At 55.8% G+C, this 26,332-nt stretch carries 25 protein-coding genes and 1 tRNA gene; 18 read left to right on the forward strand and 8 right to left on the reverse strand.

Translation table 11 applies throughout. From position 1 onward, the window contains the following. Window position 1: 1 nt before the first annotated feature. Window positions 2-487, forward strand: coding sequence for a MogA/MoaB family molybdenum cofactor biosynthesis protein (locus tag WG938_RS07135; protein ID WP_339979639.1), 486 nt, complete (start codon window positions 2-4; stop codon window positions 485-487). Window positions 488-712: 225 nt separating this feature from the next. Here WG938_RS07135 and mscL read toward each other — a convergent pair whose 3' ends face one another. From mscL to WG938_RS07150, 3 genes are all read right to left on the reverse strand, one after another. Then, window positions 713-1,198, reverse strand: coding sequence for a large-conductance mechanosensitive channel protein MscL (mscL, locus tag WG938_RS07140; protein ID WP_339979157.1), 486 nt, complete (start codon window positions 1,196-1,198; stop codon window positions 713-715). 101 nt (window positions 1,199-1,299) lie between these two features. Then, window positions 1,300-1,911 (reverse strand): SAF domain-containing protein, encoded by a 612-nt coding sequence (locus WG938_RS07145; RefSeq protein WP_339979160.1) that lies wholly within the window; start codon window positions 1,909-1,911, stop codon window positions 1,300-1,302. Window positions 1,912-2,043: 132 nt separating this feature from the next. Continuing rightward, window positions 2,044-2,763 (reverse strand): 5-formyltetrahydrofolate cyclo-ligase, encoded by a 720-nt coding sequence (locus tag WG938_RS07150; RefSeq protein ID WP_339979162.1) that lies wholly within the window; start codon window positions 2,761-2,763, stop codon window positions 2,044-2,046. A 94-nt stretch (window positions 2,764-2,857) separates the two neighbouring features. Here WG938_RS07150 and WG938_RS07155 point away from each other — a divergent pair, with 94 nt between their 5' ends. From WG938_RS07155 to WG938_RS07185, 7 genes are all read left to right on the forward strand, one after another. Continuing rightward, window positions 2,858-3,805, forward strand: coding sequence for a UTP--glucose-1-phosphate uridylyltransferase (locus WG938_RS07155; RefSeq protein ID WP_339979165.1), 948 nt, complete (start codon window positions 2,858-2,860; stop codon window positions 3,803-3,805). A gap of 40 nt (window positions 3,806-3,845) precedes the next feature. Next, a complete protein-coding gene (glp, locus tag WG938_RS07160) occupies window positions 3,846-5,126 on the forward strand; it encodes a molybdotransferase-like divisome protein Glp (protein ID WP_339979168.1) in 1,281 nt (426 codons plus the stop codon). 7 nt (window positions 5,127-5,133) lie between these two features. Beyond that, the gene (locus tag WG938_RS07165; protein ID WP_339979170.1) at window positions 5,134-5,772 is read left to right on the forward strand and encodes a GNAT family N-acetyltransferase; all 639 of its coding nucleotides are present in this window, start codon (window positions 5,134-5,136) and stop codon (window positions 5,770-5,772) included. A 110-nt stretch (window positions 5,773-5,882) separates the two neighbouring features. Beyond that, entirely contained in the window at window positions 5,883-7,178 is a 1,296-nt protein-coding gene (gene sepX / locus WG938_RS07170; protein ID WP_339979172.1) for a divisome protein SepX/GlpR, read from the forward strand. Window positions 7,179-7,285: 107 nt separating this feature from the next. Then, a tRNA-Ala gene (locus tag WG938_RS07175) sits at window positions 7,286-7,361 on the forward strand. An 82-nt stretch (window positions 7,362-7,443) separates the two neighbouring features. Further along, the gene (locus WG938_RS07180) at window positions 7,444-7,848 is read left to right on the forward strand and encodes a DoxX family protein (RefSeq protein ID WP_339979175.1); all 405 of its coding nucleotides are present in this window, start codon (window positions 7,444-7,446) and stop codon (window positions 7,846-7,848) included. A 9-nt stretch (window positions 7,849-7,857) separates the two neighbouring features. Continuing rightward, entirely contained in the window at window positions 7,858-8,655 is a 798-nt protein-coding gene (locus tag WG938_RS07185) for a zf-HC2 domain-containing protein (RefSeq protein WP_339979178.1), read from the forward strand. Window positions 8,656-8,683: 28 nt separating this feature from the next. Here WG938_RS07185 and WG938_RS07190 read toward each other — a convergent pair whose 3' ends face one another. After that, complete coding sequence (locus tag WG938_RS07190; protein WP_339979181.1) at window positions 8,684-10,234, reverse strand: dolichyl-phosphate-mannose--protein mannosyltransferase; 1,551 nt, start codon at window positions 10,232-10,234, stop codon at window positions 8,684-8,686. A gap of 56 nt (window positions 10,235-10,290) precedes the next feature. Here WG938_RS07190 and rsmI point away from each other — a divergent pair, with 56 nt between their 5' ends. Both rsmI and WG938_RS07200 read left to right on the forward strand, forming a co-directional pair. Further along, on the forward strand, window positions 10,291-11,136 hold the full coding sequence (gene rsmI / locus WG938_RS07195; RefSeq protein WP_339979183.1) for a 16S rRNA (cytidine(1402)-2'-O)-methyltransferase: 846 nt from the start codon (window positions 10,291-10,293) through the stop codon (window positions 11,134-11,136). Window positions 11,137-11,322: 186 nt separating this feature from the next. Continuing rightward, window positions 11,323-12,978, forward strand: a complete 1,656-nt coding sequence (locus WG938_RS07200; RefSeq protein ID WP_339979186.1) for a BCCT family transporter — start codon at window positions 11,323-11,325, stop codon at window positions 12,976-12,978. A gap of 12 nt (window positions 12,979-12,990) precedes the next feature. Here the strand turns inward: WG938_RS07200 and WG938_RS07205 are convergent, their stop codons facing one another. After that, window positions 12,991-14,244, reverse strand: a complete 1,254-nt coding sequence (locus WG938_RS07205) for an aminodeoxychorismate synthase component I (RefSeq protein ID WP_339979189.1) — start codon at window positions 14,242-14,244, stop codon at window positions 12,991-12,993. A 69-nt stretch (window positions 14,245-14,313) separates the two neighbouring features. Between WG938_RS07205 and metG the strand changes: the two genes are divergently transcribed. After that, window positions 14,314-16,143, forward strand: a complete 1,830-nt coding sequence (gene metG / locus WG938_RS07210) for a methionine--tRNA ligase (protein ID WP_339979192.1) — start codon at window positions 14,314-14,316, stop codon at window positions 16,141-16,143. Between the two features lie 29 nt (window positions 16,144-16,172). Here the strand turns inward: metG and WG938_RS07215 are convergent, their stop codons facing one another. Both WG938_RS07215 and WG938_RS07220 read right to left on the reverse strand, forming a co-directional pair. Further along, the gene (locus WG938_RS07215; RefSeq protein WP_339979194.1) at window positions 16,173-16,436 is read right to left on the reverse strand and encodes a hypothetical protein; all 264 of its coding nucleotides are present in this window, start codon (window positions 16,434-16,436) and stop codon (window positions 16,173-16,175) included. Window positions 16,437-16,546: 110 nt separating this feature from the next. Beyond that, a complete protein-coding gene (locus WG938_RS07220; protein WP_339979196.1) occupies window positions 16,547-17,239 on the reverse strand; it encodes a TetR/AcrR family transcriptional regulator in 693 nt (230 codons plus the stop codon). 349 nt (window positions 17,240-17,588) lie between these two features. On the opposite strand from WG938_RS07220, the gene WG938_RS07225 reads away from it, so the two are divergent. The 7 genes from WG938_RS07225 (at window position 17,589) to WG938_RS07255 (ending at window position 25,461) form a co-directional block, all read left to right on the forward strand. Then, window positions 17,589-18,422, forward strand: a complete 834-nt coding sequence (locus WG938_RS07225; protein ID WP_339979197.1) for a TatD family hydrolase — start codon at window positions 17,589-17,591, stop codon at window positions 18,420-18,422. A 249-nt stretch (window positions 18,423-18,671) separates the two neighbouring features. Continuing rightward, a complete protein-coding gene (locus WG938_RS07230) occupies window positions 18,672-19,853 on the forward strand; it encodes a transglycosylase family protein (protein ID WP_339979198.1) in 1,182 nt (393 codons plus the stop codon). Between the two features lie 115 nt (window positions 19,854-19,968). Beyond that, window positions 19,969-20,859 carry a 16S rRNA (adenine(1518)-N(6)/adenine(1519)-N(6))-dimethyltransferase RsmA gene (gene rsmA / locus WG938_RS07235; protein WP_445292911.1) on the forward strand — a complete coding sequence of 297 codons (891 nt, stop codon included), beginning with the start codon at window positions 19,969-19,971 and terminating at the stop codon, window positions 20,857-20,859. 217 nt (window positions 20,860-21,076) lie between these two features. Beyond that, window positions 21,077-22,486 (forward strand): extracellular solute-binding protein, encoded by a 1,410-nt coding sequence (locus tag WG938_RS07240; RefSeq protein ID WP_445292900.1) that lies wholly within the window; start codon window positions 21,077-21,079, stop codon window positions 22,484-22,486. Beyond that, window positions 22,486-23,403: a carbohydrate ABC transporter permease gene (locus tag WG938_RS07245; RefSeq protein ID WP_339979204.1), complete on the forward strand. Its 918-nt coding sequence runs from the start codon at window positions 22,486-22,488 to the stop codon at window positions 23,401-23,403. The genes WG938_RS07240 and WG938_RS07245 overlap by 1 nt, the downstream gene beginning before the upstream one ends. Window positions 23,404-23,408: 5 nt before the next feature. Beyond that, window positions 23,409-24,242 carry a carbohydrate ABC transporter permease gene (locus WG938_RS07250; protein ID WP_339979206.1) on the forward strand — a complete coding sequence of 278 codons (834 nt, stop codon included), beginning with the start codon at window positions 23,409-23,411 and terminating at the stop codon, window positions 24,240-24,242. A 7-nt stretch (window positions 24,243-24,249) separates the two neighbouring features. Beyond that, the gene (locus WG938_RS07255; RefSeq protein WP_339979208.1) at window positions 24,250-25,461 is read left to right on the forward strand and encodes an ABC transporter ATP-binding protein; all 1,212 of its coding nucleotides are present in this window, start codon (window positions 24,250-24,252) and stop codon (window positions 25,459-25,461) included. A gap of 7 nt (window positions 25,462-25,468) precedes the next feature. Here WG938_RS07255 and WG938_RS07260 read toward each other — a convergent pair whose 3' ends face one another. Next, complete coding sequence (locus WG938_RS07260) at window positions 25,469-26,320, reverse strand: chromosome partitioning protein ParB (RefSeq protein WP_339979210.1); 852 nt, start codon at window positions 26,318-26,320, stop codon at window positions 25,469-25,471. Window positions 26,321-26,332 lie beyond the last annotated feature (12 nt).

The following is a 26,332-nucleotide window of genomic DNA, read 5'->3' on the forward strand; positions in this document are numbered from 1 at the left end:
GATGGACCCTGCGGTAGCCACGCGCCGTGCACTTATCGTTTTGTGCAGTGACCATCCGGAAGATGAAGACCGTTTGGGTGAGCTCATGGTTGAGCTGCTTGAGGAAGACGGTTTTATTGTCGATGCTGTCGTTGCAAGTCCGTTGGCTAAGCGTAGTATTCGCCAAGCACTGGAGACTGCAGTAGTGGGTGGCGCAGATGTAGTCATCACCATCGGTGGTGTCGGTGTTGGCCCTCGTGATGTTACTCCGGAAGCTACCCGCAAGGTTCTGGATAAGCGCCTCATGGGCATCGAGCAGGCGCTTCGCGCGTCGGGGCTTTCTGCAGGATCTGCAGAGGCTGGAGTTTCCCGTGGTCTCGCGGGCGTTTCTGGTCAGACTCTCGTGGTGAATATGGCGAAAACCCGCGCGGCTATTCGCGATGGCATGGCAACGCTCGGACCGCTAGCCCACCATGTTTTGAAGGACCTGGGGCGTTGGGCAGTCTAATGGGCGAAGAAGGTACCCGTCGTCCACGCCGTAAGCGTCGTAGGGCAGGGGCTGCCCCAGAGTCATTTGCTTCACGACGAGATAGTGAACGCACCTCGCCACTGAAAAGCGAAAACCCCCCACCGGAAACTCCAGAAGAATCTTCTGAGTTTGATGAGGGGTTTTGGAACTCGGAACGACCACCACATTGGGGCAGTTCCTAGAACGTTGAGTTTCTAAGAACTCTTACTTTGCGTGACGTGGGCCTTCGTCGAGGTCCTCGATGCCCTGCTTAGCAAGGGACTCGTCGGTTGCATTGAGTTCGGAGCGAGGCGTGCGGTTCTGCTCTGCAAGCAGGTCGCGGATCTCGGTGAGCAGGTCTGCCTCGGTGGTTTCCTCTTCAGCAGGGGTTTCCAGCTTAGCTTCGCGGATCTCGTTGAGCTTGTTCATCGGTGCGACGATGAGGAAGTACACAACTGCAGCGACGAGCAAGAAGTTGATTGCTGCGGAGATGACCGTACCGAAGTCAAGGAAAGTGTTCGCCTTGTCCTGAAAGATGCGGAAGCCCAGGCCATCCGCTGCATTGGTGCCACCGACAGCATTCAGCAGTGGCTGAATGAGGTTTTCGGTGAATGCAGTGACAATTGCGGTGAATGCCGAACCGATAACGACACCGACTGCGAGGTCGATGACGTTTCCGCGCATGATGAATTCTTTGAATCCCTTGAGCAAGGAAGTTCCTCTCAAATAAAAGCGTGAACAGCCACGAATCTTGGCCCCATGGAGTATCCCACGATCGAGCCCGCTATGGCGAGTTATTGACTGCGGTCATCTTATGCAGCATCAGTCATTGTTGACAAGACAAGAGATAAAGGAATATCTAGACTTGCCGTCGCAACGTCCCCCGCTCGCTCTCTGGGGAGCGCTAGGAGTACCACTCCGGTTTCCTTGTCCGTAACGAGTACACGCGCGCCCGGGGCGATAAGGTGAACGGAATTCTGCTCTTGACCAGCAGAAAAAATATCTACGACTGCGCCGGTATGCAGTACAGGCAAAATGCCTTGGTCATGCGGTGTGATTGCTACTACATGGGCGTTTGGCACCCCCGTTAGTTCAGCTGCTAGCTCCTTGCCGACGAATCGAGGTTCAGTCAATACCTCATTGCGTGCGATTGGCGTAGCTACCCGGCGTCCGACGACACCCTCAGCCGACGCAAAGCTGTGTTGTGACACAAGACCTTCGGGAATCGCAGTCAGAACCACATCGTGTTCAGCAACCTCTGCACCTGCCGAAATATCGCGGGCAGCAACAGCAACGGTGACATGACCTGATTCTGGCTGAACGCGATCGGCGATAACGAGTGCGACGGCTATAGCAAGAAGAAACATGGCGATTGCTTGTCGCCACAACCGGCGCGGATTCGCACGCCGAAATGAATGACGCATGATGGAACTCCAAGTGGATGGCAGTGTGTAGTAAAAGTCCCTCTACTTATACGGACGCTGCGTAACCACTTTCGGTTCCATCGCTTCGAACTGCATCTGAGTTAAATCCGGTGGACTACACCACAGTGTGGGTCAAATCGTGGTGATTCCGTCAGCGGTGATGATGGCATCGACAGGAACATCATGATCGTCAAATGGCACATGATCGACTAGTTCGGAAGGGTGTAGGAGCAAACCAATGAGTTGCTTAGTCTCCTGGACCCCCTCGGGAGAACCGTCAACCGATACGCGACTGCGCTGCTGGACTAGCTCCAGTGAGCGGTCATAGTAGCCTGCGCCTCGCCCCATCCTGTTTCCGTTGCGGTCTCCAGCAATTCCTGGAAGCAACACAATGTGTGCCCCGACGATCGCGGACGTGCCTAGGCGTTCGCCCGCAGGTTCGTACAGACCGTACTTACCGGGAACCAGTGGCTCTTCCAGGGAAGTGTCGTAGCTTGCCCAGTTGAGTGCTGATGGTTTACCTGGCGGGCAGATCGGCAAAAGAAGCTCCGCTTCTGCTGGAATGCCCTGGCGAATCCTGTCCAAGAAACGCGTCGTTGCAGCAAGTGCCTCGGGAATCTTGTCCCCACCAGTGGCGCCAGGCTCAGTTTCCACAGGAGCAAAACAGGTGATTACTGGAGTGGTGATTCCGGCGTTCTTCAGCGACTCACACTGTTCGTTTACCCAGGTCAGGGTGTTGTTGATCAGGCGATCGTCGTGAAGCTGGCGAGTAGAACGCAGCATTTGGTCGCGCTGCTCCAAGAGCCACTGCCGGAGCTCTGGTTTCGTCTCAAATCGTGGCAAAGTACCCATGTTTATGAGAATACGCCGAGAATGCGAAACGAATGTCAAACTTCACCGCCTTGGCTCCGCAGATTCGAAAGATGTTGTGGGTATCGTGGCCACTATGATCCCTGCGACCGATTCTGACGTGACTTCAGCGGAAGAGCGTGTGATTACACCTGCCCGCACCGTAATTGTTCCCGCAGCTGGCATGGGAACCCGCTTTTTGCCAGCTACGAAGACGGTTCCGAAAGAGCTACTACCCGTAGTGGACACGCCAGGTATCGAGATTATTGCCGAAGAGGCGGCAAGCGCCGGTGCATCTCGGTTGGCTATCGTGACGGCTCCATCGAAGGACGGGGTGCTGGGGCATTTCGAGGCTCGCCCGGACCTGGAAGAGCTGTTGAATCAGCGTGGCAAGGAAAAAATCGCGGCGAAGGTTGCTCGCGCATCCGAAGTAATCGCAGTGGAATCCGTTATTCAGGACAAGCCACTTGGTTTGGGGCATGCAGTGCTGGTCGCAGAGCAGTTGCTTGCTGATGACGAAGATAGTGTCGCCGTCATGCTCCCAGACGACCTGGTCTTGCCGATGGGCGTCATGGAACGCATGGCCACAGTCCGTGAGCAGTTTGGTGGTTCGGTGCTGTGTGCGCTGGAAATCCCTCGTGAAGAAGTCTTCAACTACGGTGTGTTCGACATCGAAGATGCAGATGGCAGCGCGGATAACAACGAGATCGTCAAGCGCGTGAAGGGCATGGTGGAGAAGCCATCCCCTGAAGAGGCGCCATCAAACTTTGTCGCAGTTGGTCGCTACCTGTTGGATCGCGCAATCTTCGATGCGTTACGACGAATCCCGCGTGGCAAGGGTGGTGAGTACCAGCTGACCGACGCTATCGAGCTGCTAATTCAAGAAGGTCACCCAGTGCATATTTTGGTGCACCAGGGCTTCCGTCATGACCTGGGTAATCCAGGTGGTTTTATTCGCGCGTGTGTTGACTTTGGGTTGAAGGATCCGGCATATGGCCCAGGACTAAAGAAGTACCTGGAACAACGGTTGGCTGAAGAGCAATAGACTCAGTTAGTAACTACGGCTGTTTGGCTAGGAGGATCTTGTGCGTTCGGTAGAAGAACAATTGGCGGCAATTACCGCTAATGCAATGCGGCCTGATCCAGTACGTATTGCAATTTCTGAGTCGTTGGGGCTTCTCTGCGCTGAGGATGTCTTGGCGGAGCAACCGTTGCCAGGATTCGTGCAGGCTGCCATTGACGGATACGCCGTCCGTGCGGTCGATGTGGGTGGCCAAACTGGTGCTTTACGTAGCGCCGGAGAGGGCTCTTTGTCCTCTTTCGAGGAAGTAGAGCTTCCGGTTGTGGGCGAAGTGTCTGCTGGTTCTCAGCACCCGATGCGTTTGCAGCCTAATCAGGCGGTTCGTGTGCAGACCGGCGCTCCGCTGCCAACGTTGGCGGACGCAGTATTGCCACTGAACTGGACTGATCAGTCGGGAAAGGGCGGTCGCCGTGTGACGGCGCTACGTCCGGTTCGCACCGGTGATTTCATTCGTCGTGTTGGCGGCGACGTCCAGCCAGGTGACATTGCAGTTTCAGCTGGGTCCGTCATTTCACCTGCTCAGGTCGGTTTGTTGGCGGCTGTTGGCAGGTCGAAGGTGTTGGTGCATCCGAAGCCACGCATGGCTGTGATTTCTATCGGCAAGGAATTGGTCGATATTGATCGCACCCCTGGGCCAGGCCAGGTCTTTGATGTGAACTCGTACGCGTTGGCGTCTGCCGGACGTGATGCGGGCGCAGAGGTGCACCGCGTGGGCATCGTTGATGGAGAGCCACGTCGTATCCGTGAGATCATCGAGGGCCAGCTGATCAAGAGCGAATTGCTGGTCATCACCGGTGCAGTTGGTGGGCAAGCTGGCGAGGAGATCCGTCGTCTGTTGTCGGAGCTGGGCGACATGGATGTGTCGCGTATCGCCATGCATCCAGGCTCAGTGCAAGGCTTCGGATTGGTCGGTGACGACCGCGTGCCAACGTTCTTGCTGCCTTCCAATCCAGTGTCGGCGCTCATTGTCTTTGAAGTAATGGTCCGACCTCTGATTCGCCTGGCGTTGGGGAAGCGGAATCCGCGACGTCGTACGGTATCGGCGCGTGTTGTTGCTCCGATTGAATCGGTGGAGAATCGTCGTGGATTCATTCGTGGCCAGCTCATGCGAGATCGGGAAACTGGCGAGTATTTGGTGCAGCCACTTGGCGGTTCCGGTGGTGCGCAGACGCACTTACTGGCAGGTATGGCGGAGTCGAACTGTCTTATTGTTATCGATGACGATGTCACGTACGTCCGTCCCGGCGATGCCGTAGACGTGTTGTTCCTAGCGCGACAGGCCTGAGCTTAAGGTGCGCACTTTTCGCTTGCTGACAGACGCTGGTGCTGTTCGGCTTCGTAGCCCTGCGCGTAGCGACGGTCGCCGTTGGCGCGAGCTTCGCCTCGCTGACGAGAACATTCTCCGTAAAGTTGAGCCCACCGTTGGAGTGCCTTGGGCTGATGCGCACACATTGCGTGAGTTTCGCCGGTTCCGTAGAAGGTGGCATGCGTCTGAGCTTGCCGGAACTGGGATAAGCGCAGTTATCGATCTTGACGACGAATTCGTCGGCATGGTGACCATTGGCGGTATCCAACCATTCCCTATTTCTACGTGTTGGATTGGTTACTGGGTTAGTTCTGAGTACGTGGGTAAGGGAATCGCCACGGCGGCGCTTGCGTTGGCCTGCGATTATGCCGCCAGCATGGGTGTGCATCGTATCGAAGCGACGGTCCGCGCAGACAATACTGCGTCCATCAAGGTGCTGAAGAATTGTGGTTTCGTCGAAGAGGGCGTTGCCCGTGAGGCGTTCCATATGGACCACGCATGGCGCGATCATCTCATGCTGTCCAATATTGATGGCGCTCGGACAGTAGATCGGCTTGTTGATGCAGGGAAGTTTCGTCGTGAAGCAGCTCCTACTGAAGACGACTGTGATTGGGACCTACGCTGAGCTGAACTCTGGCTAACATGCCGTGAATTTGCGGCGTGGCACAATGTTGCGTGCACGCTGGGGCGATACGGTGTAATGAACCTAACAAGAGCCCGGAGGAGCCCCCAAGAATGTCGACTTCGTTGATTCTGGTGCTATTCATCGTGGTGTGGCTATTTGTGCTGGCACCGCTCGTGGTGAATACCCGTGAGCCGATTCGTCGCACGTCAGACGCGCTGGGAAAGACTCGCCTGTTGCACCGTGGTGGTGACGAGGTGGAATCGTCGCGTCGTCGTCCGACGTTGTCTGCGCGCGATGTGCGACATGCTGAGGAAGTCGATGAGTCGTTGGAGACCGTCGATCCGGTAGTCGACGATGCCGATGATTTGTCTGATGTGCTTATCGACGATGACCCAGTGAAGCCGACTAAGTTTGCGCGGAAGACTGCGGAGCACAAGTCTGATGACGCTGATGGCGCTGATGACGCTGATGGGTCGGCTGCGCCGGAAGCGGCACCGGAAGCGGAAGTCGTCGACGGTGACGTTGTCTACGAGTTGGAGTCGGCAGGCGACAAGGCTGACGAGTCGGACAACGATACTGACGCCGATGCGAAGACTGCAGAATCCGCAAATGTTGACGGGGAGCAAGATTCGGAACCAGCTGCCTCGGCAGTTCGCGCAGACGAGGGAGCCTCGGCTGCTACGGCCGTCACGGCCAAGCTTGAGCCGATGTCGGCCGATGACATTGATGTCGCAATTGAAGATGCAATTGCTGATGAGCTTGTTTCTCAGCGCACTGTCGATGTCGATGCTGAGGCTGACTCCGGCTCTGACGCAGTAGCTGATGTGGAGGACGAGTCGACTGCCGACGCGGATTCTGAGACTGACATCGATGCGGAAGACAGTGGCAATGCTGTCGCGGTTGGTGCCCGAAACGATGCTGACCAGCTTGATGACGAGCTCACCGAAGATGACTATGCTTTCGCCGAGCGTCGACGTGGACGTGGCGGTTTCGACCCAGTGTCGGACGCAAAGTACGCTGCAACTCGCTTCGAACGTCGTCGTCGTTCTGTGGCAGGTCTTGTCGCGCTCATTGTCATTCTGGCTGTCGCGGCCTTCTTCATCGGTGGCTGGGCTTGGTGGATGCCACTTGTCGGTGTCGGTCTGCTGACGTTCTACTTGGTGACTTTGCGTCGTACCGTCATGGCTGAGCAGGAGCTGCGTGCCCGCCGTATTCGTCGTATGAAGATGTCCCGACTTGGAGTACGCAACAATGAAGATGAAGAACTCGGTATTCCAGACCGTCTTCGCCGGCCAGGCGCCGTCGTCGTAGAAATTGACGACGAAGCCCCAGAGTTCGCCGACCTCCCTTATGGCGAGTTCGATGACTATGACGACGGCGACGATTACCGTCGCGCTGTTGGCTAAGCAATAACCGTCGAAAAGCTCTCGGCACTACGTTCTAGCAGCTGATTTCAAATGAACACCTGAGGCGCGTAACATGAAAATAGCTACAGCGCAATCGCAGTAGTGTTGGGGCTATAGCGCAGTTGGTAGAGCATCTCGTTCGCAACGAGAAGGTCAGGGGTCCGATTCCCCTTAGCTCCACCATGACACACCGGGTGTGATGGCAGAAAGTCCTCTCCAAGGGGTTGGAGGGGGCTTTTTTGCGTGGTGCGGTACCATAACCGGCATGAACCGACCCGCCGTACGTGACGGAGCGCTGCTGATACTCCGATTGATTCTTGGCGTGATTTTCATTTTTCATGGCTGGGACAAGATTTTTGGCACGGGTGTCGAGGCCACCACGGGCTACTTCGTGGCAGCTGGCATTCCGCAGGCAAGTCTGACGGTATGGGTTGTCGCACTCGTTGAGCTCGTCGGTGGGGCGCTGCTCATTCTGGGACTGTTAGCGCCGACCGTGGCAATCATTCTCGCCATCGAGATGCTGGGGGCTTGGTGGGCCGTCCACTGGGGAAATGGGTTGTTTGTACGTGACGATGGCGCAGAATTGGTTCTCTCGCTCATTGGCGGGCTCATCATCGTGTTTGTGTTTGGTTCAGGGCGAGTAAGCCTCGACCGACTGTTCACTAGGTAGAGGAAAGTCATGGATTGCGAACGTGTCAGGGCAGCGTTGTCTGCTCGACTCGATGGCGAAACCTCGGGAGCTGACGACGACGTCGTCGATGCTCACCTCGATGCATGCCAAGAGTGCCAGGCCTGGTTTGAAAAGGCAGTCTCCCTGAATCGATCGTTGTTGATGGGGCCAGCGTCGTCGTCAGGTCTGTTCAGCGAAGTGAACTCGACCCCAGGCGCGGTGGATCTGAATCTGGATGATCTATCAGAAAGGATCTTGTCGACGGTCGAACCAGAGCGACGTCGCCGCGAACGCGCATGGCTGTTCATGTCAGGTAGCGCACGTGTTGTTTTGGTGATTCTGGGTTTGCTATGGGTGGCGTGGGCGATCATGTCTCTGGTGCATGCCAGCGACATTGCGCAGTCGGTTAATGCTGCTTATGAAGACATGTTTGGTTTCGAGTCGGCATCGATCACCTCGACGCTGGATCCAATGGCGGAAGGCGCTCGCCTTGCTGTCGAACTGGCAGCTATTCGCCTGGCGTTGGCAGTGGGGTTGTTCTGGGCATCATGGCGACCACAAGCCGCGATGGGCATGATGCCGGTCTACGGCGCTATTGCCATGTTTTCGTTTGGCTTTGGCACCCGTGACATGATTCTCGGTGCGTTCACCGTGGCAGATGCTTCCGGCATGGTGTTGATGATTCTTTCTGCGATTGCCCTGGGCATGGTCTGGCTTGGTGGCTTCACCCCAGCTGCATTCGCTCAAGCATGGCGAGCTGCATCTGGTGACCCGGTCCCAGGACTACCTCAGTCACGGTGGTCATAGTGGTGTGACGGGGCCGTCGCAAAGCTCACTACTTCCAGCTTGGCAGCCAGAAGCGCAGATTGAATGTGTCCTCTGGCAGCGGAATACCAGTCATGATGGGGAGCCAGAAAACGAACGAGGCGAGGACAAGGCCCGCGTGGAGTGATACCAAAGCCAGTCCCACCCGACGTCCCTTGACAGTCCAACGTGCGAGGTCACTTGCAATCAACGCGAATGCGATAAGGACAAAAGGAATAAGCGCAGTCGCATAGAAGAAATACATTTGGCGGTCGTACGCGATAGCCCATGGCACCCACGACACGACGAATCCAACAACGGCAATTCCGTAGCGATGATCTTGCTTGACCAGCCAGCGCCACATAGCCCACACCATGACCGGAACGAGCAACCACCAGATTGGTGGCGTTCCGAATAGCATGAGCCAACCCTTGCAATCCCGATCCCCGAAACACTGAGTCTCAGTGGAGTAGTAGAGCATGGGGCGCCATGAAACCAGCCATTCCCACGGCTTCGATTCCCACGGGTGCTCATGGCCACCGGACGTGGTGAGTGAGCCGTGGAATTCCAGCACGCCCCGCTGGTAATGCAGGTAATTCAGAATAGGTTCGGGAAGCCAGTCGAAGCCGAGAGGACCTGGATCGCGGTCGGCTGGATTCTGGTGACGGTACACCGAGGTCTCTTCGGCAAACCAGGAACGCCACGACATAAAGTAGACGATGAGTGGCACGAGGACGAGGTCTCGTAGCGCTGGTGCGGTGTCGCGACCGAGAGCACCAGTGACAGGCTTGTCCACTCCGGCGCGCTTTCGGTCAACGAGGTCGGAAAACACGCTCCAGAGTCCAAGTCCAGCGATGTAGTAGAGCCCCGACCACTTCACGCCTAGCGATAGCCCCAGCAAAATGCCGGCTGCCAGACGCCACCACCGCCAACCGAGATACGGGCCAATGGGGGAGTCCAGAATGGTTCCAGCATCACGATTTTCGCGGAGGCGACAGACTACATCGTCCCGGTCGAGCATCAGAGCCCATACCGCACCGATGACAAACACTGCTTGAATCATGTCCAGCATGCCGACGCGCGAAGACACAAACAAGACGCCGTCCAGCACGGCATACATACCGACGATGGTGACTGCAAGGGTAGAGCCACTGAGTCGTCGCACAATGTCCATCAATGCCATAACGACGAGAACACCTGCGACAGCGGACATGAATCGCCAACCAAGTGGCGTATACCCAAAGAGCCATTCGCCGATAGCAATGACATGTTTAGCAACAGGTGGATGGACGATTAAACCAAAGCCAGGGTTGTTCTCGATACCACCAGATATCGGATCACCAGTGGACTGGAGGATCTGCCATGCTTGCGGTACGTAGTGCTTTTCATCGAATAGAGGAGTGCCCTCGTCAGTGGGATGGGAAATCCACGTGAAGCGAGAAACAGCAGTCACCAGTGCAATAACAGCGAAAACCCACGTATCTGCCGTCGTCCAACGTACTGGCGTACGGAGTGACTTTGGTTCACGTCGCGCGCGTGCGCGATGAGGTTTTTCTACCGAAATTGTTTGAGTCCCGTCCACTGTTACGAGTTTAGGCAATGTCATTAGGAATCTCTGCTTACGGATAGGATCGCAGTATGTCGGTACTCGAGCCAGGAATCACACTTGCAGCTACTCCACTGGGAAATATCGGTGATGCAACCGATCGTTTGCGCAGTGCTTTGGCTGAGGCGGATGTCATTGCAGCGGAAGACACTCGTCGCGCCCGCAACTTGGCATCGGCGTTGAACATTGAGATCCGTGGTCGCGTGGTGTCGAATTTCGACCACAACGAGGAATTCCGTATTACTGAGCTTCTCGACGCCGCCCGCAGCGGCCAGCGGGTGTTAGTGGTGACGGACGCAGGCATGCCGGTGGTGTCGGATCCAGGTTTGGCAGTGGTGGCGGCAGCGCGTGATGAAGGCCTGCCGGTGACATGTATTCCTGGGCCGAGTGCAGTGACGACTGCGCTTGCCTTGTCCGGGCTGAAGGTCGGGCACTTTTGTTTTGATGGGTTCGCACCACGCAAGCAGGGAGCTCGTCGGGAATGGCTGGAGTCTCTGAAGGCTGAACGACGTGCGTGTTGCTTCTTTGAATCACCACATCGGTTGGCCGTGACGTTAGCTGACGCAGCTGAAGTGTTAGGACCGTCGCGCCGGGCAGCGGTGAGTCGTGAGCTGACGAAGATGTACGAAGAAACCAAGCGAGGCACCCTCGGAGAGCTCGCTGAGTGGGCTGCGGGTGGAGTGCGCGGAGAAATTACGGTTGTCATTGAAGGCGCTGAAGCGGCGTCGGCCACGATGTCCATGGAAGAACTGGTGCAACTCGTGGAGGATCAAGTAGCGGATGGTGTCCGCCTGAAGGATGCCTGCAAGGCCGTGGCAAAGAGCGCACGCATGACGAAGCATCGGGAACTCTACGAGGCAGTTCTAAGCGCACGCTAATGGTGACGAACAGTCACTAACGGGTGATCCACTCTGGGATTGTTAGGAAACTGTGATGTTGGGTCGCCATAACTTGACGTGAACTGCAGAAACTTCAGTGGTGGTGTCTGAGGATTAACAAGAGAAACCTCATATTTTCATGAATACAAGTTGAAAAGACCCTGCGCACACGGTCAAGCTAGAAGAATGACCGATCCACACCACGAAGAATTAATAGGACAAGCTGAAAAAGAGCCCGGCGTTGATTTGGGAGTGACGATCCCAGCTGCGTTGTCGATTCTGGCTATTGTGCTGTGGGGCTTGATCAGTCCAGACTCGTTTTCCAACTTTGCAGGCAATTCCCTCAGCTGGGTAGTCACCAACTTTGGCTGGTTGTTCGTCCTTGCAAGTACAGTTTTCGTCTTCTACATCTTCTTCATTGCGATGTCGAAGTTTGGGCATATCCGACTAGGACGAGAAGCTGAAGCACCGGAGTTTTCGACTCCGAGCTGGATTGCGATGATGTTCGCTGCCGGCATGGGAATCGGCCTGATGTTTTACGGTGTGGCAGAACCTCTGAACTTCTATCGCGATGGCGTGCCAGGACACGAGAAGCAAGAAGTAGGCACGGCGATGGCTTCCACGATGTTCCACTGGACTCTGCATCCGTGGTCTGTCTACGCCATCGTTGGTTTGGCTATTGCGTATGGTTCCTACCGGCTGGGACGCAAACAGCTGATCTCCGCAGCTTTCATTCCGCTGATCGGTGTCAAAAAGGCAGAAGGTGGTATCGGCAAGTTCATCGACATCCTCGCAATCTTTGCGACGGTATTCGGTACAGCAGCCTCGTTGGGTCTGGGGGTTATGCAGATTTCTGCTGGACTGAAGTACACCGGCATGATCAGCACCGAATCTATGTGGTTGTGGTTGGGCATCATCCTGGTACTAGGTGTGGCATTCTTGGCGTCTGCTTTGTCGGGCGTGGGCAAGGGTATTCAATACGTGTCCAATTTCAATATGGTTGCCGCGGCAATTCTTGCCTTGTTCGTTCTCGTCCTTGGTCCGACGGTGATCATCATGAATATGATGCCAACGGCACTGGGCTCGTACCTCTCGCAGTTCTTCGAAATGGCCTCTCGAACTGCTAACTCAGTTGATGGCACCGCTGGAGAGTGGCTAAGCTCCTGGACCATCTTCTATTGGGCATGGTGGGTTTCGTGGACTCCGTTCGTCGGTATGTTTATTGCTCGTATTTCGCGAGGGCGTACTATCCGTGAGTTCGTTTTCACCGTGGTCCTCGTTCCATCGATTGTGTCGGTGGTGTGGTTTTCCATCTTCGGTGGTACTGCTATTCACCATGAGCAGGACGGAACATCGATCTGGGGTGACGGCAGTGCCGAAGGACAGCTGTTTAACCTGCTGGATCAGCTTCCAGGCGGATTCGCTGCATCGCTTTTGGCAATGGTTTTGTTGGCAACATTCTTCGTTACTTCCGCAGACTCGGCATCGACTGTCATGGGCACGATGAGTCAGAACGGTCGCGAAACGGCGTCACGCCCAATCACGGCAATGTGGGGTATCGGTACCGCAGCTATTGCCATGATTCTTCTCCTCACGGGTGGCGAGGATGCCCTGTCGAATTTGCAGAACGTCACTATTCTGGCCGCAAGCCCGTTTGTCATCGTTATTTTGTTGCTGATGGTTTCTCTGGTGAAGGGGCTCATGGAAGACCCGATGTACTTGGATGACCGCGAACAGCGTCGATTTGCGTTGAAGATGGCTCGCGAACGTCGCATCAGCGAGGCACAAGATAAGCGAGAACACCGTCAAGTCCGCCGCATGAAAATGACGAAGGACTACTAAGTAGAAGATCAGCTACTCAAACAGCGGCGCAACTTTGGATTGAATCTCTGCCCATTCTTGCGCAGGCTGAGAGTCGATCGTGATCCCGCCACCAATTCCCGCTTCAACGCGGACGATATTGGTGGCGGGATCGTCGTAAAATTCGGCCGTGCGAATGGCCACGCTGAGTTCCAGTTGTGCGCCTGTCGACGCACCAATACAGCCACAATGCACCCCTCGGGCAACAGGCTCCCACGTGGCCAGCAATTCTTGGGCGCGGAGTTTAGGAGTGCCGGTCACGGATGCAGGGGGGAAGCATGCCTCGATGACATCGGCATGAGGCAGCGCCTCCGGAATATCTGCCTCCACCGTCGAGAACAAATGCCAGACACCCGGGGCAGGTCGAACTGACAGCAAGTCAGTGACCCGGACACCACCGGTACGTGCAATTTGACCCAGGTCATGGCGGACAAGATCGACGATCATGATGTTCTCGGCCACGTCTTTGTCACTTGCCAGCAGCTCGGCAGGATCGGCAGTAATCGGCAAAGTGCCCTTGATCGGAGTTTCGGTGACAGTGCCTCCGTTGCGAATCAGGAATTCTTCCGGCGACAGGGACGCCACCGTCGGTACGCTTTGCGACGGGCACCCAGGAATGAACGCAGCTCGTGCCGGGGAGAACTCTCGTACTTTGGTGGCGAACCAATGTGCAGAGGCCACGAGTGACGCATCTGTAGTGAGCTCGCCATAGAAGCGGGTAGAGATACAGGCTTGGTAGACCTCACCAGCTCGAATTGCCTCCTTGCAGGCGGTTACCCCACGGGTGTGAGCAGACTCGTTGCCGTTGTCCCATGCAATTGTTGGCGCGGTGGCCTCACGAGCACCACTGAAGGCATGACGTTGCACGTCGGCGGGGACGTTGATGGCGTGCCAGGAGCCGTCGTTAAGTACTAGTACTGATCTAGAGATCCCTCCGAAAGCAGGACCGGAATAGGGGCGAACGCCGAAGAACCAGGGGGAATTGTGAGGAGTGCCACGACCACCGGGCTCGCAGGTTAACTCTGCGACAGATGTCGGCGCGTTTTCCGCAGTAGGGAAGAGATCAACAGGATCCATGGTGCGAACCGAAATGTCCGGCGCAATCACTGCCTCATACCCAAACCAATCACCAATCAGAGCCGCTGGCCGGTATCCCGCAGCCACGAGATTGAGGATGACACTGGCAGCGTCAATCTTGTTGCTGTCGACAGGTTTTCCGTCGCTGGAGACTGGTGTTTGAGCACTCACAAATGACAAGCGTAGGACATCGATCGAGGGTAAATGGGGATGACCCAGGTGATGGATTATTCTGTATATATGTCTCGCATCCTCACAGCTGTCGCATGGCCGTACGCGAATGGTCCCCGTCATATCGGGCACGTCGCAGGTTTCGGTGTTCCTTCGGACGTTTTTGCCCGCTACCAGCGAATGTGTGGCAACGATGTGCTGATGGTTTCTGGCACCGATGAGCACGGAACTCCACTGCTCGTGCAGGCTGAGAAGGAAGGCGTGACGGTTCAGGAACTTGCGGACCGTTACAACAGCCAGATCGTCCATGACTTGGCCGGGCTGGGGTTGTCATACGACTTGTTCACGCGTACGACGACTCGGAACCACTACGCAGTCGTCCAGGAACTCTTCCGCGGTCTGCATGACAACGGCTACATGGTTCGTCAGACCACGATGGGTGCGATTTCGCCGTCCACAGGCCGTACTTTGCCCGACCGCTACATCGAAGGAACGTGCCCAATTTGTGGCGCGGGCGGTGCCCGCGGCGATCAGTGCGATAACTGTGGCAACCAGCTCGATCCTGCCGATCTCATCGATCCAGTATCCAAGATCAACGGTGAAACCCCGAAGTTCATTGAGACTGAGCACTTTTTGCTCGACCTTCCTGCGCTTGCCGACGCTCTCGCAGACTGGCTGAAGGGACGCGAAGATTGGCGTCCGAACGTGCTGAAGTTCTCGCTGAACCTGCTTGACGACATCCGCCCGCGTGCCATGACTCGTGACATCGACTGGGGCGTGCCAATCCCGCTGGATGGTTGGAGCGACAACAACGCCAAGAAGCTCTATGTCTGGTTCGATGCTGTGGTGGGCTACCTGTCTGCGTCTATCGAATGGGCCTACCGCACTGGTGATCCCGAAGCGTGGCGCAAGTGGTGGAACGAAGACGATGCGTTGTCCTATTACTTCATGGGTAAGGACAACATCACGTTCCATTCCCAGATCTGGCCAGCTGAGTTGCTTGGTTACCGTGGCGAAGGCTCCCGTTCCGGTACCGCCGGCGAGCTCGGTGCATTGAACTTGCCAACGGAAGTTGTCTCGTCTGAGTACCTGACCATGTCTGGTTCAAAGTTCTCGTCTTCCAAGGGTGTTGTCATTTATGTCAAGGACTTCCTGAAGGAGTTCGGTCCCGATCCGCTGCGTTACTTCATCGCAGTTGCTGGCCCAGAGAATCAAGACACCGACTTCACGTGGGATGAGTTTGTCCGCCGCGTCAATAACGAGCTCGCGAACGGTTGGGGCAACCTGGTCAACCGCACTGTGTCCATGGCGCACAAGAATTTCAAGGAAGTACCAGCTCCGGCTGAACTACTTGACGACGACCGCGCGCTCATCGACCTCGCAGATACGACCTTCAACTCCGTCAGTGAGAGCCTGAAACTGTCGAAGTTCCGTGCGGGTATTACAGCCGTCATGCACCTGGTTGGTGAGGCAAATGCTTACATTGCAGCGCAGGAACCGTGGAAGTTGGCGAAGGACGAGTCGCAGCGAGATCGCTTGGCGACGGTGCTGTGGACCGCATTGCAGGTTGTTGCAGACTGCAACGTCATGTTGACACCATTCCTGCCAGCTAGCGCACAGAAGGTATTTGAAACCTTGGGTGGCGAGGGTATTTGGGCAGCGATGCCGGAGGTCCGTGAGGTTCAGGACGATATGCCAGTTGACCCAGTTGGTGTGGGGATTCCGGAAGCTGGGCGCACGTACCCAGTCATCATGGGCGACTATGTCAATCAGAAGGCAACGTGGGGCCGTTACGACATGGTTCCAGGAACCTCGCTATCAAAGCCAAAGCCTCTGTTTATGAAGCTCGACCCAGAGTTGGCCGAAACTGGCCCAGAGTGGGCTCCAGTAGTGAAGTAGCGACACCGGCTGGTGCGTACTTCAGTAATCTAGGATTCGCCGAGCAATGAACTCGCTGACCACGCTGCTTCCAGATGGCCGATGCCCAAGTCCATGGCATCGGCTGCACGGCGGAGTTCCTCGATGACGGTTGCCACCGTGTCTTCAGAGGTGCGTACCGACGAGTCGTCGACAAGTAGGTTGTTTGGATCCCACACCTCGGCGCTAGCGATGAGCTGGCGTAGTTGATCAACAATGCCACTGAGACCCTCGTGGGTCATACCAACCTGGTGATAAAGCTCCTGTGGGCGCATAAGTTTAACGCTAGCAACGAAAAAGCGGGTACACACTTTGATAGGTGTGTACCCGCTGAACTGTCTAGCAAAAGAATATGCCTGCGAGATGTAACTAGTTCAGGTGGAAACTAGCGTGCGGAGAGGAAGCCAGCATTAATTCCGGCGATGATGAAGTCAACCTTCTTATCGAGGTATCCACGAGCATCCAACGTTGCCGTTGCGAAGTCGGAGTTCTTCTCAATCGCTTCTGAACGAGCCTGGCGAAGCACCTGGTGATTCACCTGATCCAATGCCTGTGCGTTTGCTTCACGTGTAGCCTTCAGCGCCGTCATTCCAAGGTGGGTGCCAGCACAGGTTGAGGTCAAGAAATCAACAACAAAGTCGATTTCTTCCTCCGCACATGGTGCGCCCTTCTCCCGCAGTGCGCCAGCGAGAGACTGAACGCGGGGTTGGAAGTGGACCAGCGTGCCTGGGTGGCTAAACAGTATGTGGTCGGTGCCTGGGTAAGCGTCCATGAGCTCCCAGCTGCCGTCGACGAAATCGCGTGCGACTTCTTCCCAGGAACCATCAAGGTTCAGTGGGCGGAACTGTGATGCGATGTATTCCATGCACCGGTCAACCAGCGCGTCGCGGGATGGAACCACGCGGTACAAGGATGGCGCGGAGACTCCCAGTTTCTTCGAAACCTCGGCGAGTGTGAACTGCTCCAGACCCACTTCAAGTGCTGACTTGATTGCGTCATCGATGCTGAAGCTTGGCTTAGGCCCGGTCTTGCGTCCGCGGTACGGCGAGGAACCGTTACTACTAACAGAGTTAGGCATGTATCGAACTCTACCGCTTAGTTTCGTTGAGTTGTCACTTAACGACCTGTGAGATTAACCGCAAATCTATTAACGGGGTAATCCATTTGCGTAGCCTGGATTTCCCTATTAGTGCCGTGCCTTGATTGGGGGAGGTGTCACGATGTGTGTGAACTGTGTTTTTGTTCGGCAGGCGCACGGTCGGTGATTGTAGGTGTCGTGCCCCGTATGGTGCCCCTTAATTGTGTGGGGGTATATATCTTGTGACCAAATACACAATCTCGAATCGCTTTTACGTGTCGCTAACGTTCTCTGGTGTTCTCTAATGCTCGCGCATGGGGTTCGCGGCTGGCTATGAAACAATGTGCGTATGTCCAAGAAGAAGCGTCGCATTGCGGAACCGGCACCATTCCTTACTCCTCTCTTTGATGCGCATACGCATCTCGCCTCCTGTGGGGCGCGCGAAGAGTCCGACGTTGTTGCTTTGATGGACCGCGCTGCAGCAGCCGGGGTTATTGGCGTTTGTACAATTGGCGATGGCCTGCCGGAAACGGAACTCGCTTTCACTGCGGCGCACATGGATCCACGTGTCTGGGCGGCGGTTGCTATCCATCCGACGAAGGCTCAGCAGCTTGACGACGTCGCAAAGCAGCGCCTCACTGAGATGGCGCAGGATGAGCGTGTGGTTGCGATCGGTGAGACGGGTCTGGACTGGTATTGGATCGATAAGATGGAGGACTGCGCTTCTCGAGATGAACAGTTCGAGTCGCTGGCCTGGCATATGGAACTAGCGAAGTCGGTGGGGAAGCCACTGATGATCCATAATCGCGATGCGGACGAGGACCTGATGGAGCAGCTGCGGGGCTACGACAATACTGTCATCCTGCATTGCTTTAGTTCGCCCATCGATGTTGCTCGTGAGGCTTTGCAGCGTGGGTACATCCTGAGCTTCACGGGCAATGTCACGTTCAAACGTAACGACGAGCTGCGACAAGCGGTCGCCGAGGCTCCAGTGGAGCAGTTGCTCGTGGAAACGGACGCTCCTTATATGACTGCGGAGCCTTTCCGGGGTGCGCGAAATGAGTCCGCCTTCATTGGGTGGCAGGCCCGTGCGATGGCAGAAGTACGTGACCTGCCCGCTGAAGTGATGGCGAAGCAGCTAACTGACAATGCCGCCAGGGTTTATGGCATCGAACTGAATTAATAGTTCTGTGACGGTTGTTTCCATATGTTGTGCAAGAAATGCTTGTGGCGACGTTGGGGGTACTACTGCTTGTGAAAAAGAGTGATACGTCACTCTTTTGGGTTTGTTGTTGGACATTTACGCGTCCTTTATCGTATTGTTACCGAAGAATTGTGACAGGCAAGAAACGGTCACGTGCGGATCACGCTCGCTAGCGCGATTCAGACACCGACCGCCCAACGCACCCAAGCGCAGACAGAGGAAACCTTCGTGGCGAATCAGAAGCAACACATCAACCGTCAGAACAACAAGATCTCGACCCCACAGAAGCTGGTCGCAGGTGGCTTGACCGTCGCCTTCGCAGCTACCGGTGGCGTCGCAGCGGCTGGCTACCAGAATGTCACTGTCGACATCGACGGTGAGATCCAGCAGGTCTCCACCATCTACGGTGATCAGCAGCGCATTCTCGACCGCGCAGGTATCACTGCTGGACCAAAGGACATTGTCCGCGAGCAGGGTAACCTGAAGGACGGTGGCAAGCTTGTCTACCGTTCCGCAAAGCCTGTCCACCTCGTTGTAGATGGCAAGGAAACCCAGATCACCACGAACGCGGTATCTGTGGATGAGCTCATCAAGTCCCTGCCAAACGTGGCTGACACTGATGATATCGACGCTCCAAAGGGTCGTATCCCAGCTGAGGGCATCAAGCTCTCCATCACCACTGCAAAGGACATTGTTCTGCAGGACGGTGGCAAGGAGCAGCCACTGAACATTGCTGCCGCGACTGTAGGTGACGTGCTGAAGCAGCGTGGCATCAAGTTGGGTAAGTCTGACACGGTTTCCCCTTCGGTAGACACCAAGCTGACCGACGGCATGCTCGTTGACGTTTCCCGCATCATCGAGAAGACCATTGAAGAGACCAAGGCTATCGAGCCAACCGAGCAGGTTGTTGAAGATGCTGATCTCTACGAGGATGAGCGCGTTGTAGACACCGAGGGTGTCGCTGGCGAAAAGCTCGTCGAGGTCAAGGTCACCACTCGTGACGGTGTTGAAATGGCACGCGAGGTGCTGAAGGAGACCGAGGTTAAGGCTCCTACTGCAACCGTCATTCGACAGGGCACCAAGGCTCGTCCATCGGCAGCTCCAGCTGCTTCGTCGGAATCCTCCGCAGCTTCCTCTGCGGCAGCAGCTCCAGCGGTTGCAAACGGTTCGGTCTGGGACTCCCTGGCTCAGTGTGAGTCCGGTGGCAACTGGCACATTGACACTGGCAATGGTTTCTCTGGTGGTCTGCAGTTCCACCCACAGACTTGGCAGGCATACGGTGGTGGCGCATACGCTCCAACCGCTGCAGGTGCATCGCGTGAGCAGCAGATCGCTATCGCTGAGAAGGTTCAGGCTTCCCAGGGTTGGGGCGCATGGCCAGCTTGCTCGGCACAGCTGGGCCTGCTCTAAAACTTCCGCAGTTCTTCTGCGACTTCACAATTCACGTGACGACGTCAGTGCGTGGGGCTTTCCCCACCTCTGGCGTCGTTGCCGTTTGACTAGTTCCTGTGCAACGTAGGGTTTAATAGACACTGTGCGATTCCTTGGGCCTGTAGAAATCCGCGAATTGGCGGCTGAACTTGATCTGACTCCAACAAAGAAGTTGGGCCAGAATTTTGTGCATGATGCCAACACCGTGCGTCGGATTGTTACCGCTGCGGATCTATCGCCGGAGGACTACCCAGTTGAAGTGGGGCCGGGGCTTGGCTCGCTCACGCTTGGTCTGCTCGAGCACTGCGGACGCGCTGCAGCCGTCGAGATTGATTCCCGGTTGGCAGGTCGGCTGCCACAGACAGTGGGGGAGTGTGCTCCAGATCGTCCACTGTATTTGGTACACAAAGATGCGATGCAGGTGACGCAGGCAGATTTTGCCGATGCTCCTCAGCTACCGACGGCCTTGGTAGCAAACTTGCCATACAACGTTTCTGTTCCTGTGCTGCTTCACATGTTGGCTGAGTTCCCCTCTATTCGACGGGTGTTGGTCATGGTGCAGTCGGAAGTGGCTGACCGGCTAGCAGCACAGCCAGGGTCCAAGATCTACGGTGTACCCAGTGCAAAGGCGTCGTTCTATGGGGCAGTAAAGCGTGCGGGTGCGATTGGGCCCCATGTGTTTTGGCCGGCGCCAAAGGTTGATTCAGGGCTGGTGCGTATTGACATGTACGGGCACGAAGGGGCTCCAGCAGCGCCATGGCCTCTCACTGCGCAGATGCGGGACGCTGTGTGGCCACTCATTGATGCCGCTTTTGCACAGCGTCGTAAGACACTGCGGGCAGCGTTGTCTGGGGTCTACGGATCGGGAACTGCAGCAGAAGAGGCGTTGACTGCGGCGGGAATCGACCCGACATTGCGTGGGGAAAAACTCGATATTTCTGACTTCGTGCGTTTGGCAACAGTGACACAGTTGGATAACGGGTGACCTAAGTTCCTAACAGTTGTGTAAAGAGTTTGCCCAATTGTTGGTGAGATTTTCCTTAAGAACCGGCTCGTACGCTGCGTCAATGTTGCTCATGATGGGGCGTTCAGATCTTTTCGGCACAGAATCAAATTTGAGAAACGCAGCAATTTTGCAGCAGTAGTGCTCTTACAGTTGTCGCCAAAGCACGATCACATCCCAATGTGAGGAGCTGATGACAATGGTTAGAATGACAAGTCCATCGCAGAAAGGGCGATGGCGCACACGAAGTACCGCGCTTTTATCCGCGTTAGCACTCGCTGCTCCAGTGCTCGGAGCGTGTAGCCCCGAAGCACAAGGCACCCCAATCCTGAGATTCATGGGACCGGCCGACGGCGCTGACCAATACTCTGCGGCTACCAAAAACTGCACGGAAGCTGCTGGTGGGCGCTACACAATTGAGTATGATGTCTCCGCGAAACAAACGGATGATCAGCGACTGCAATTAGCGCGACGAATCGTCGGTGGCGATGATTCCTTCGACATCATGGCGCTCGATGTCACATGGACGCCTGAGTTTGCTGAGTCAGGGTGGGCGGTGCCGTTCCCTGACGACGTCGCAAAGCGTGTAGCAGACGGAACGCTGTCCGGCCCGCTGGAGACTGCAACGTGGAAGGACACGATGTATGGTGCTCCGCTCAATACCAACACCCAGTTGATGTGGTACCGGAAATCGCTGATGCCGAAGGGGCCGGATGGGCAGCCTCAGCCACCGAAGACGTGGGATGACATTGCCGATCATGCAGAGAAGCTCGCTGATGAAGGCAAGCCCTCGTACATCGGAGTACAGGCTGCGCAGTTCGAAGGTGCCGTCGTGTGGCTGAATTCGATGCTGGAATCGGCTGGCGGATCCATGATCGGTGAAGACGGCAAGACCGTGACCATTGGTGATGGGGATGCTGGTCAGCGTGCTCTTGAAACTATGCACCGGGTCGCGACTGCCAAGGGCGCAGACCCTTCCATGTCGCAGTTGGATGAAAACCAAGCACGACTGGCGTTTGACCGTGGCGACGCATTCATGCAGGTCAATTACCCGTTCGTCTACGCAGGCGTGAAGGAAAAGGCAGCCAGCGGTGACAAGAAGGCGAAGGAAGTAGCTGATGACATTGCATGGGCACCATTCCCAGGCCTCGACGCAGATAAGCCGTCGAAGGTGACTATTGGTGGTTTGAATCTTGCGGTGCCGTCGACCTCGAAGTATCAGAAGGAGGCATTCGAGGCTATCGAATGCCTGCGCAACGAAGAGAATCAGATGCACAACGCACTGACAGGTGGTTTGCCGCCTACGCTGACGAAGCTGTACACCGAGGCGACCCCTGAATTTGAGAAGGAATATCCGTTCTATAAGGAGATCTTCGAGTCCGTTTCCAAACTGGAACCGGAAGAGATTACTCCTGAAGAAAAGGCACTCCTGCCGGATGAACGCAATGTCTCGGTAGCAATTCGTCCGCAGTCGCCGGCATACCAGTCGATGTCGATTTTGCTGGCCTCCCGCATCAGCCCGCCACAGGATATTGATGCTGGCACGCTTATCGACGAACTGCAGACCGAAATGCAGGATGCCGTTAACTCTGAAGGTTTGGTGCCGTGATGAGTAACGCCACGAAACACACAACGAAGAATAAGCAGCATTACTCGGACGGTCGTCGTGCCGAGCGTCGGCTAGGGCTGTGGTTGGTTGCTCCATCGATCATTTTGATGTTGGCAGTGACTGCGTACCCGATCATTTACGCTGTGTGGCTGTCGATGCAGCGTTACGATCTTCGTTTCCCTGAAGATCGCGAGTTCGTAGGACTGTCCAATTACGTGTCGGTACTGACTTCGTCGTACTGGTGGGAGGCACTGTGGGTCACCGTCTTCATCACGGTGGTGTCGGTGATCATTGAGTTCATCTTGGGCTTGGCTATCGCGATGGTGATGCACCGAGCCATTTTCGGGCGCGGCATTATCCGCACCGTGGTCCTCATCCCGTACGGCATTGTGACTGTTGCAGCTGCGTACTCCTGGAACTACGCCTGGACTCCGGGGACTGGCTACTTGGCAAACCTTTTGCCTGACGGTTCGGCGCCGTTGACCGAGCAGTGGCCGTCGATCTTCATCGTGATTATCGCCGAGGTCTGGAAGACCACTCCGTTTATGGCTCTGCTGTTGCTCGCCGGTTTGGCGCTTGTTCCTGACGACGTTCTCAAAGCCGCAGCACTCGATGGAGCTGGCTTCTGGCAGCGACTTTTCAAGATCACTCTGCCGCTAATGAAGCCATCAATTGTGGTCGCGTTGCTGTTCCGAACCTTGGATGCGTTCCGAGTGTTCGACAACATCTTCATTCTGACCAAGGGCAACAACGGTACAGGTTCCGTGTCGATTCTGGGTTACAACAACCTGTTTAAAGCGTTCAACCTCGGCATTGGTTCAGCCATTTCGGTGCTGATTTTCCTGTGCGTTGCCATTATCGCTTTCATCTTCGTTAAGGGACTTGGTGCCTCGTCACCGGGCCAGGGCAAGGACTGATCGCCATGAATTCTGCAACTAGTAAAGAGAAAGTGGCGTGGACCATCGCACTCATCGCGGTGGTGCTGTACGCCTTGATTCCAGTGGTGTGGATTGCGAGTTTGTCCTTCAAGACAACCGCTACTCTCCATGACGGGCACTTCATTCCTCGCGAATGGACCCTGGACAATTACAAGGGCATTTTCCAAACGTCTGAGTTCACCCGCGCCTTGCTTAACTCGATTGGCATTGGACTCATTACGACGATTATTGCGGTCATCATCGGCACGATGGCGGCGTATGCAATTGCTCGATTGGAGTTCCCGGGTAAGTCGTTGATCCTGGGCGTATCGCTTCTGATTGCGATGTTCCCGCAGGTCTCGCTGGTTAGCCCGTTGTTCGACATTGAACGAAAGCTAGGACTTTTTGATACGTGGGCCGGCTTGATTCTTCCGTACATCACGTTTGCGTTGCCGATGGCGATCTTCATTCTGTCGTCGTTCTTCAAGGAGATTCCGTGGGAGTTGGAGAAGGCTGCGCAAATGGATGGTGCGACTCCTTTTCAAGCGTTTCGCATGGTGGTAGCGCCGTTGGCTATTCCAGGCATCGTGACGTCGGCCATTCTGGTGTTCATTTTTGCGTGGAATGACTTTTTGCTTGCGGTGTCATTGACATCCACGGAAGCGGCTCGTACCGCACCAGCTGCGATGGCAAACTTCACGGGTTCCTCGCAGTTCGAAGAGCCCACAGGGTCGATTGCTGCGGCAGCAATTGTCATCACCATTCCAATCATCATTTTCGTTGTTATTTTCCAACGTCGTATCGTCGCCGGCCTGACCTCCGGTGCAGTGAAGGGATAGACCTGTCATGGCTGAAATTGAGCTAAAGAATGTGTACAAGAGGTTCCCCGACGGTCAAGTAGGCGTCGATAATGCGAACCTGAAGATTGAAGATGGAGAGTTCATCATCCTCGTTGGGCCATCTGGCTGTGGAAAGTCCACCACGTTGAACATGATTGCTGGGCTGGAGGACATCTCCGACGGTGACCTGCTTATCGGTGGCAAGCGCGTTAACGATGTGGCTCCAAAGGATCGCGATATTGCGATGGTGTTCCAGTCATATGCTTTGTACCCGCACATGACTGTTCGAGAGAACATTGCATTTCCATTGAAGTTGGCGAAGCGACCGCAGTCGGAGATCGACGAGAAGGTCGATGATGCTGCACGTGTCCTTGACTTGGAGCAGTTCTTGGATCGCAAGCCATCGAACTTGTCTGGTGGTCAGCGTCAGCGTGTGGCCATGGGACGAGCGATTGTGCGCCGTCCGAAGGTGTTTCTCATGGATGAGCCGTTGTCCAACTTGGACGCGAAGCTCCGTGTGCAGATGCGCGCCGAGATCTCCCGGTTGCAGGACAAACTGGGTGTGACCACCGTATATGTCACTCACGACCAAACGGAGGCGATGACGCTGGGCGACCGTGTCGTCGTAATGAAGGGTGGCGTTATTCAGCAGGTGGGAGCTCCTCAGGAGCTGTACCGAAATCCAAAGAATCTCTTTGTCGCTGGTTTCATCGGATCACCATCGATGAACTTTATGCCGGGCGCCCTGCGCGGTGATTCCATTGAGACTGCGCTGGGCACGCTGCCGGTGTCTGCAGATTTGAAGAATCGTTTGTCGGGTGCGCAAGATCGCGAGGTAATCGTTGGTGTTCGCCCTGAGACCTTCGAAGACGCTGCGCTTGTCGACGAATCGCAAGCGGGCAGTGGCACGACAACGGATGTCACTGTCGACGTGTTGGAATCGATGGGTGCTGATACGTTCATTCACTTTGCACTGCCAGATGCGGACCTAAGTTCGTCGGCTGCAGTGTCTGATGCAGGGATTTCAGATATTGCGTCTGGAAAGCTCGTTGCGCGATTGTCTGCCGAGTCGCAAGCTCGACGCGGCGAGAAGGTGACGCTGTGGTTCGACTCGGAGAAGATCTCCGTTTTTGATGCGGAAACTGGGGAAAACCTTGCGCTTCACGATGATGTACAAGGTAGTAACCACTCGGCAGTAGCAAACGGACCGATTAACTAATCGAATATCACGTTGGCCCGGTGCCTTCTTCGCGAATCTTCGTGAAGACGTCATCGGGCCATTCGTGCTTTCGGATGAGCCGATAGCGTTCGTTGGCAATCCATAAGTACAGCTCTGCGTCAGTGTGATGAGGCGCGATGTCACTGGCACGGGCTGCAGTGACCACCGGGTGAAACTCCTCGTTGAACCAGCGCTGCGCGATAGTCTCGCGGTCGTAATACTGCTTATCTGCTTGCATGACACGGAACCCCCATGCTTCGACGCACTCGGCCAGTTCCGCGTACTTCCACGGATTGGGCAACGAGATGGCGACGGCGTGTTCGTGGGGGAGTGGAACTCGAGTCATGAAGACACGGCGGTGAGATTTCAAAACAATGTCTCGATTGCCTTGGATTCCCGATGGATCCACGCGGGTATGGACTTCCGTCACGTGAGCAGCAATGTCGATATCTCCGCGCGCTCGCGCAATAGATACACGATTATGGCCGTCTACCACGAAGTACATTGTGCCGATTTTGCGCAGCACGACGGGCGGGACCGATTCTCCACGACGCTGTGCAGCGTTCAACTTCGCCCAACGAGCGCGGGTTACTGATGAGGTGGGACGAAAGGAACGGTCGAAATGCTGCGTGCGATCAACCGACCCAACGATGTTCACGACAGGCACCAGACACAACCCGTGGTCAGTCGTCCCGGTGCGTCCAAGAGCCTCAACGACTTCGTCGTAAGGCAGGACTTGGGTGACATCATCGGGTTGGCCACGCAGCCTAGCGATCGTCCGGCCGATGCGAGCGCGGCGCCGGGCGCTGGAGAAATCAGCGTGGGCATCGGCATCAGGAAAACCAGTGTCAGCCATCACGGTGTCCTTTCT

The sequence above is a fragment of the Corynebacterium sp. H113 genome, assembly GCF_037572315.1.
In the GTDB taxonomy this organism is placed as follows: Bacteria; Actinomycetota; Actinomycetes; order Mycobacteriales; family Mycobacteriaceae; genus Corynebacterium.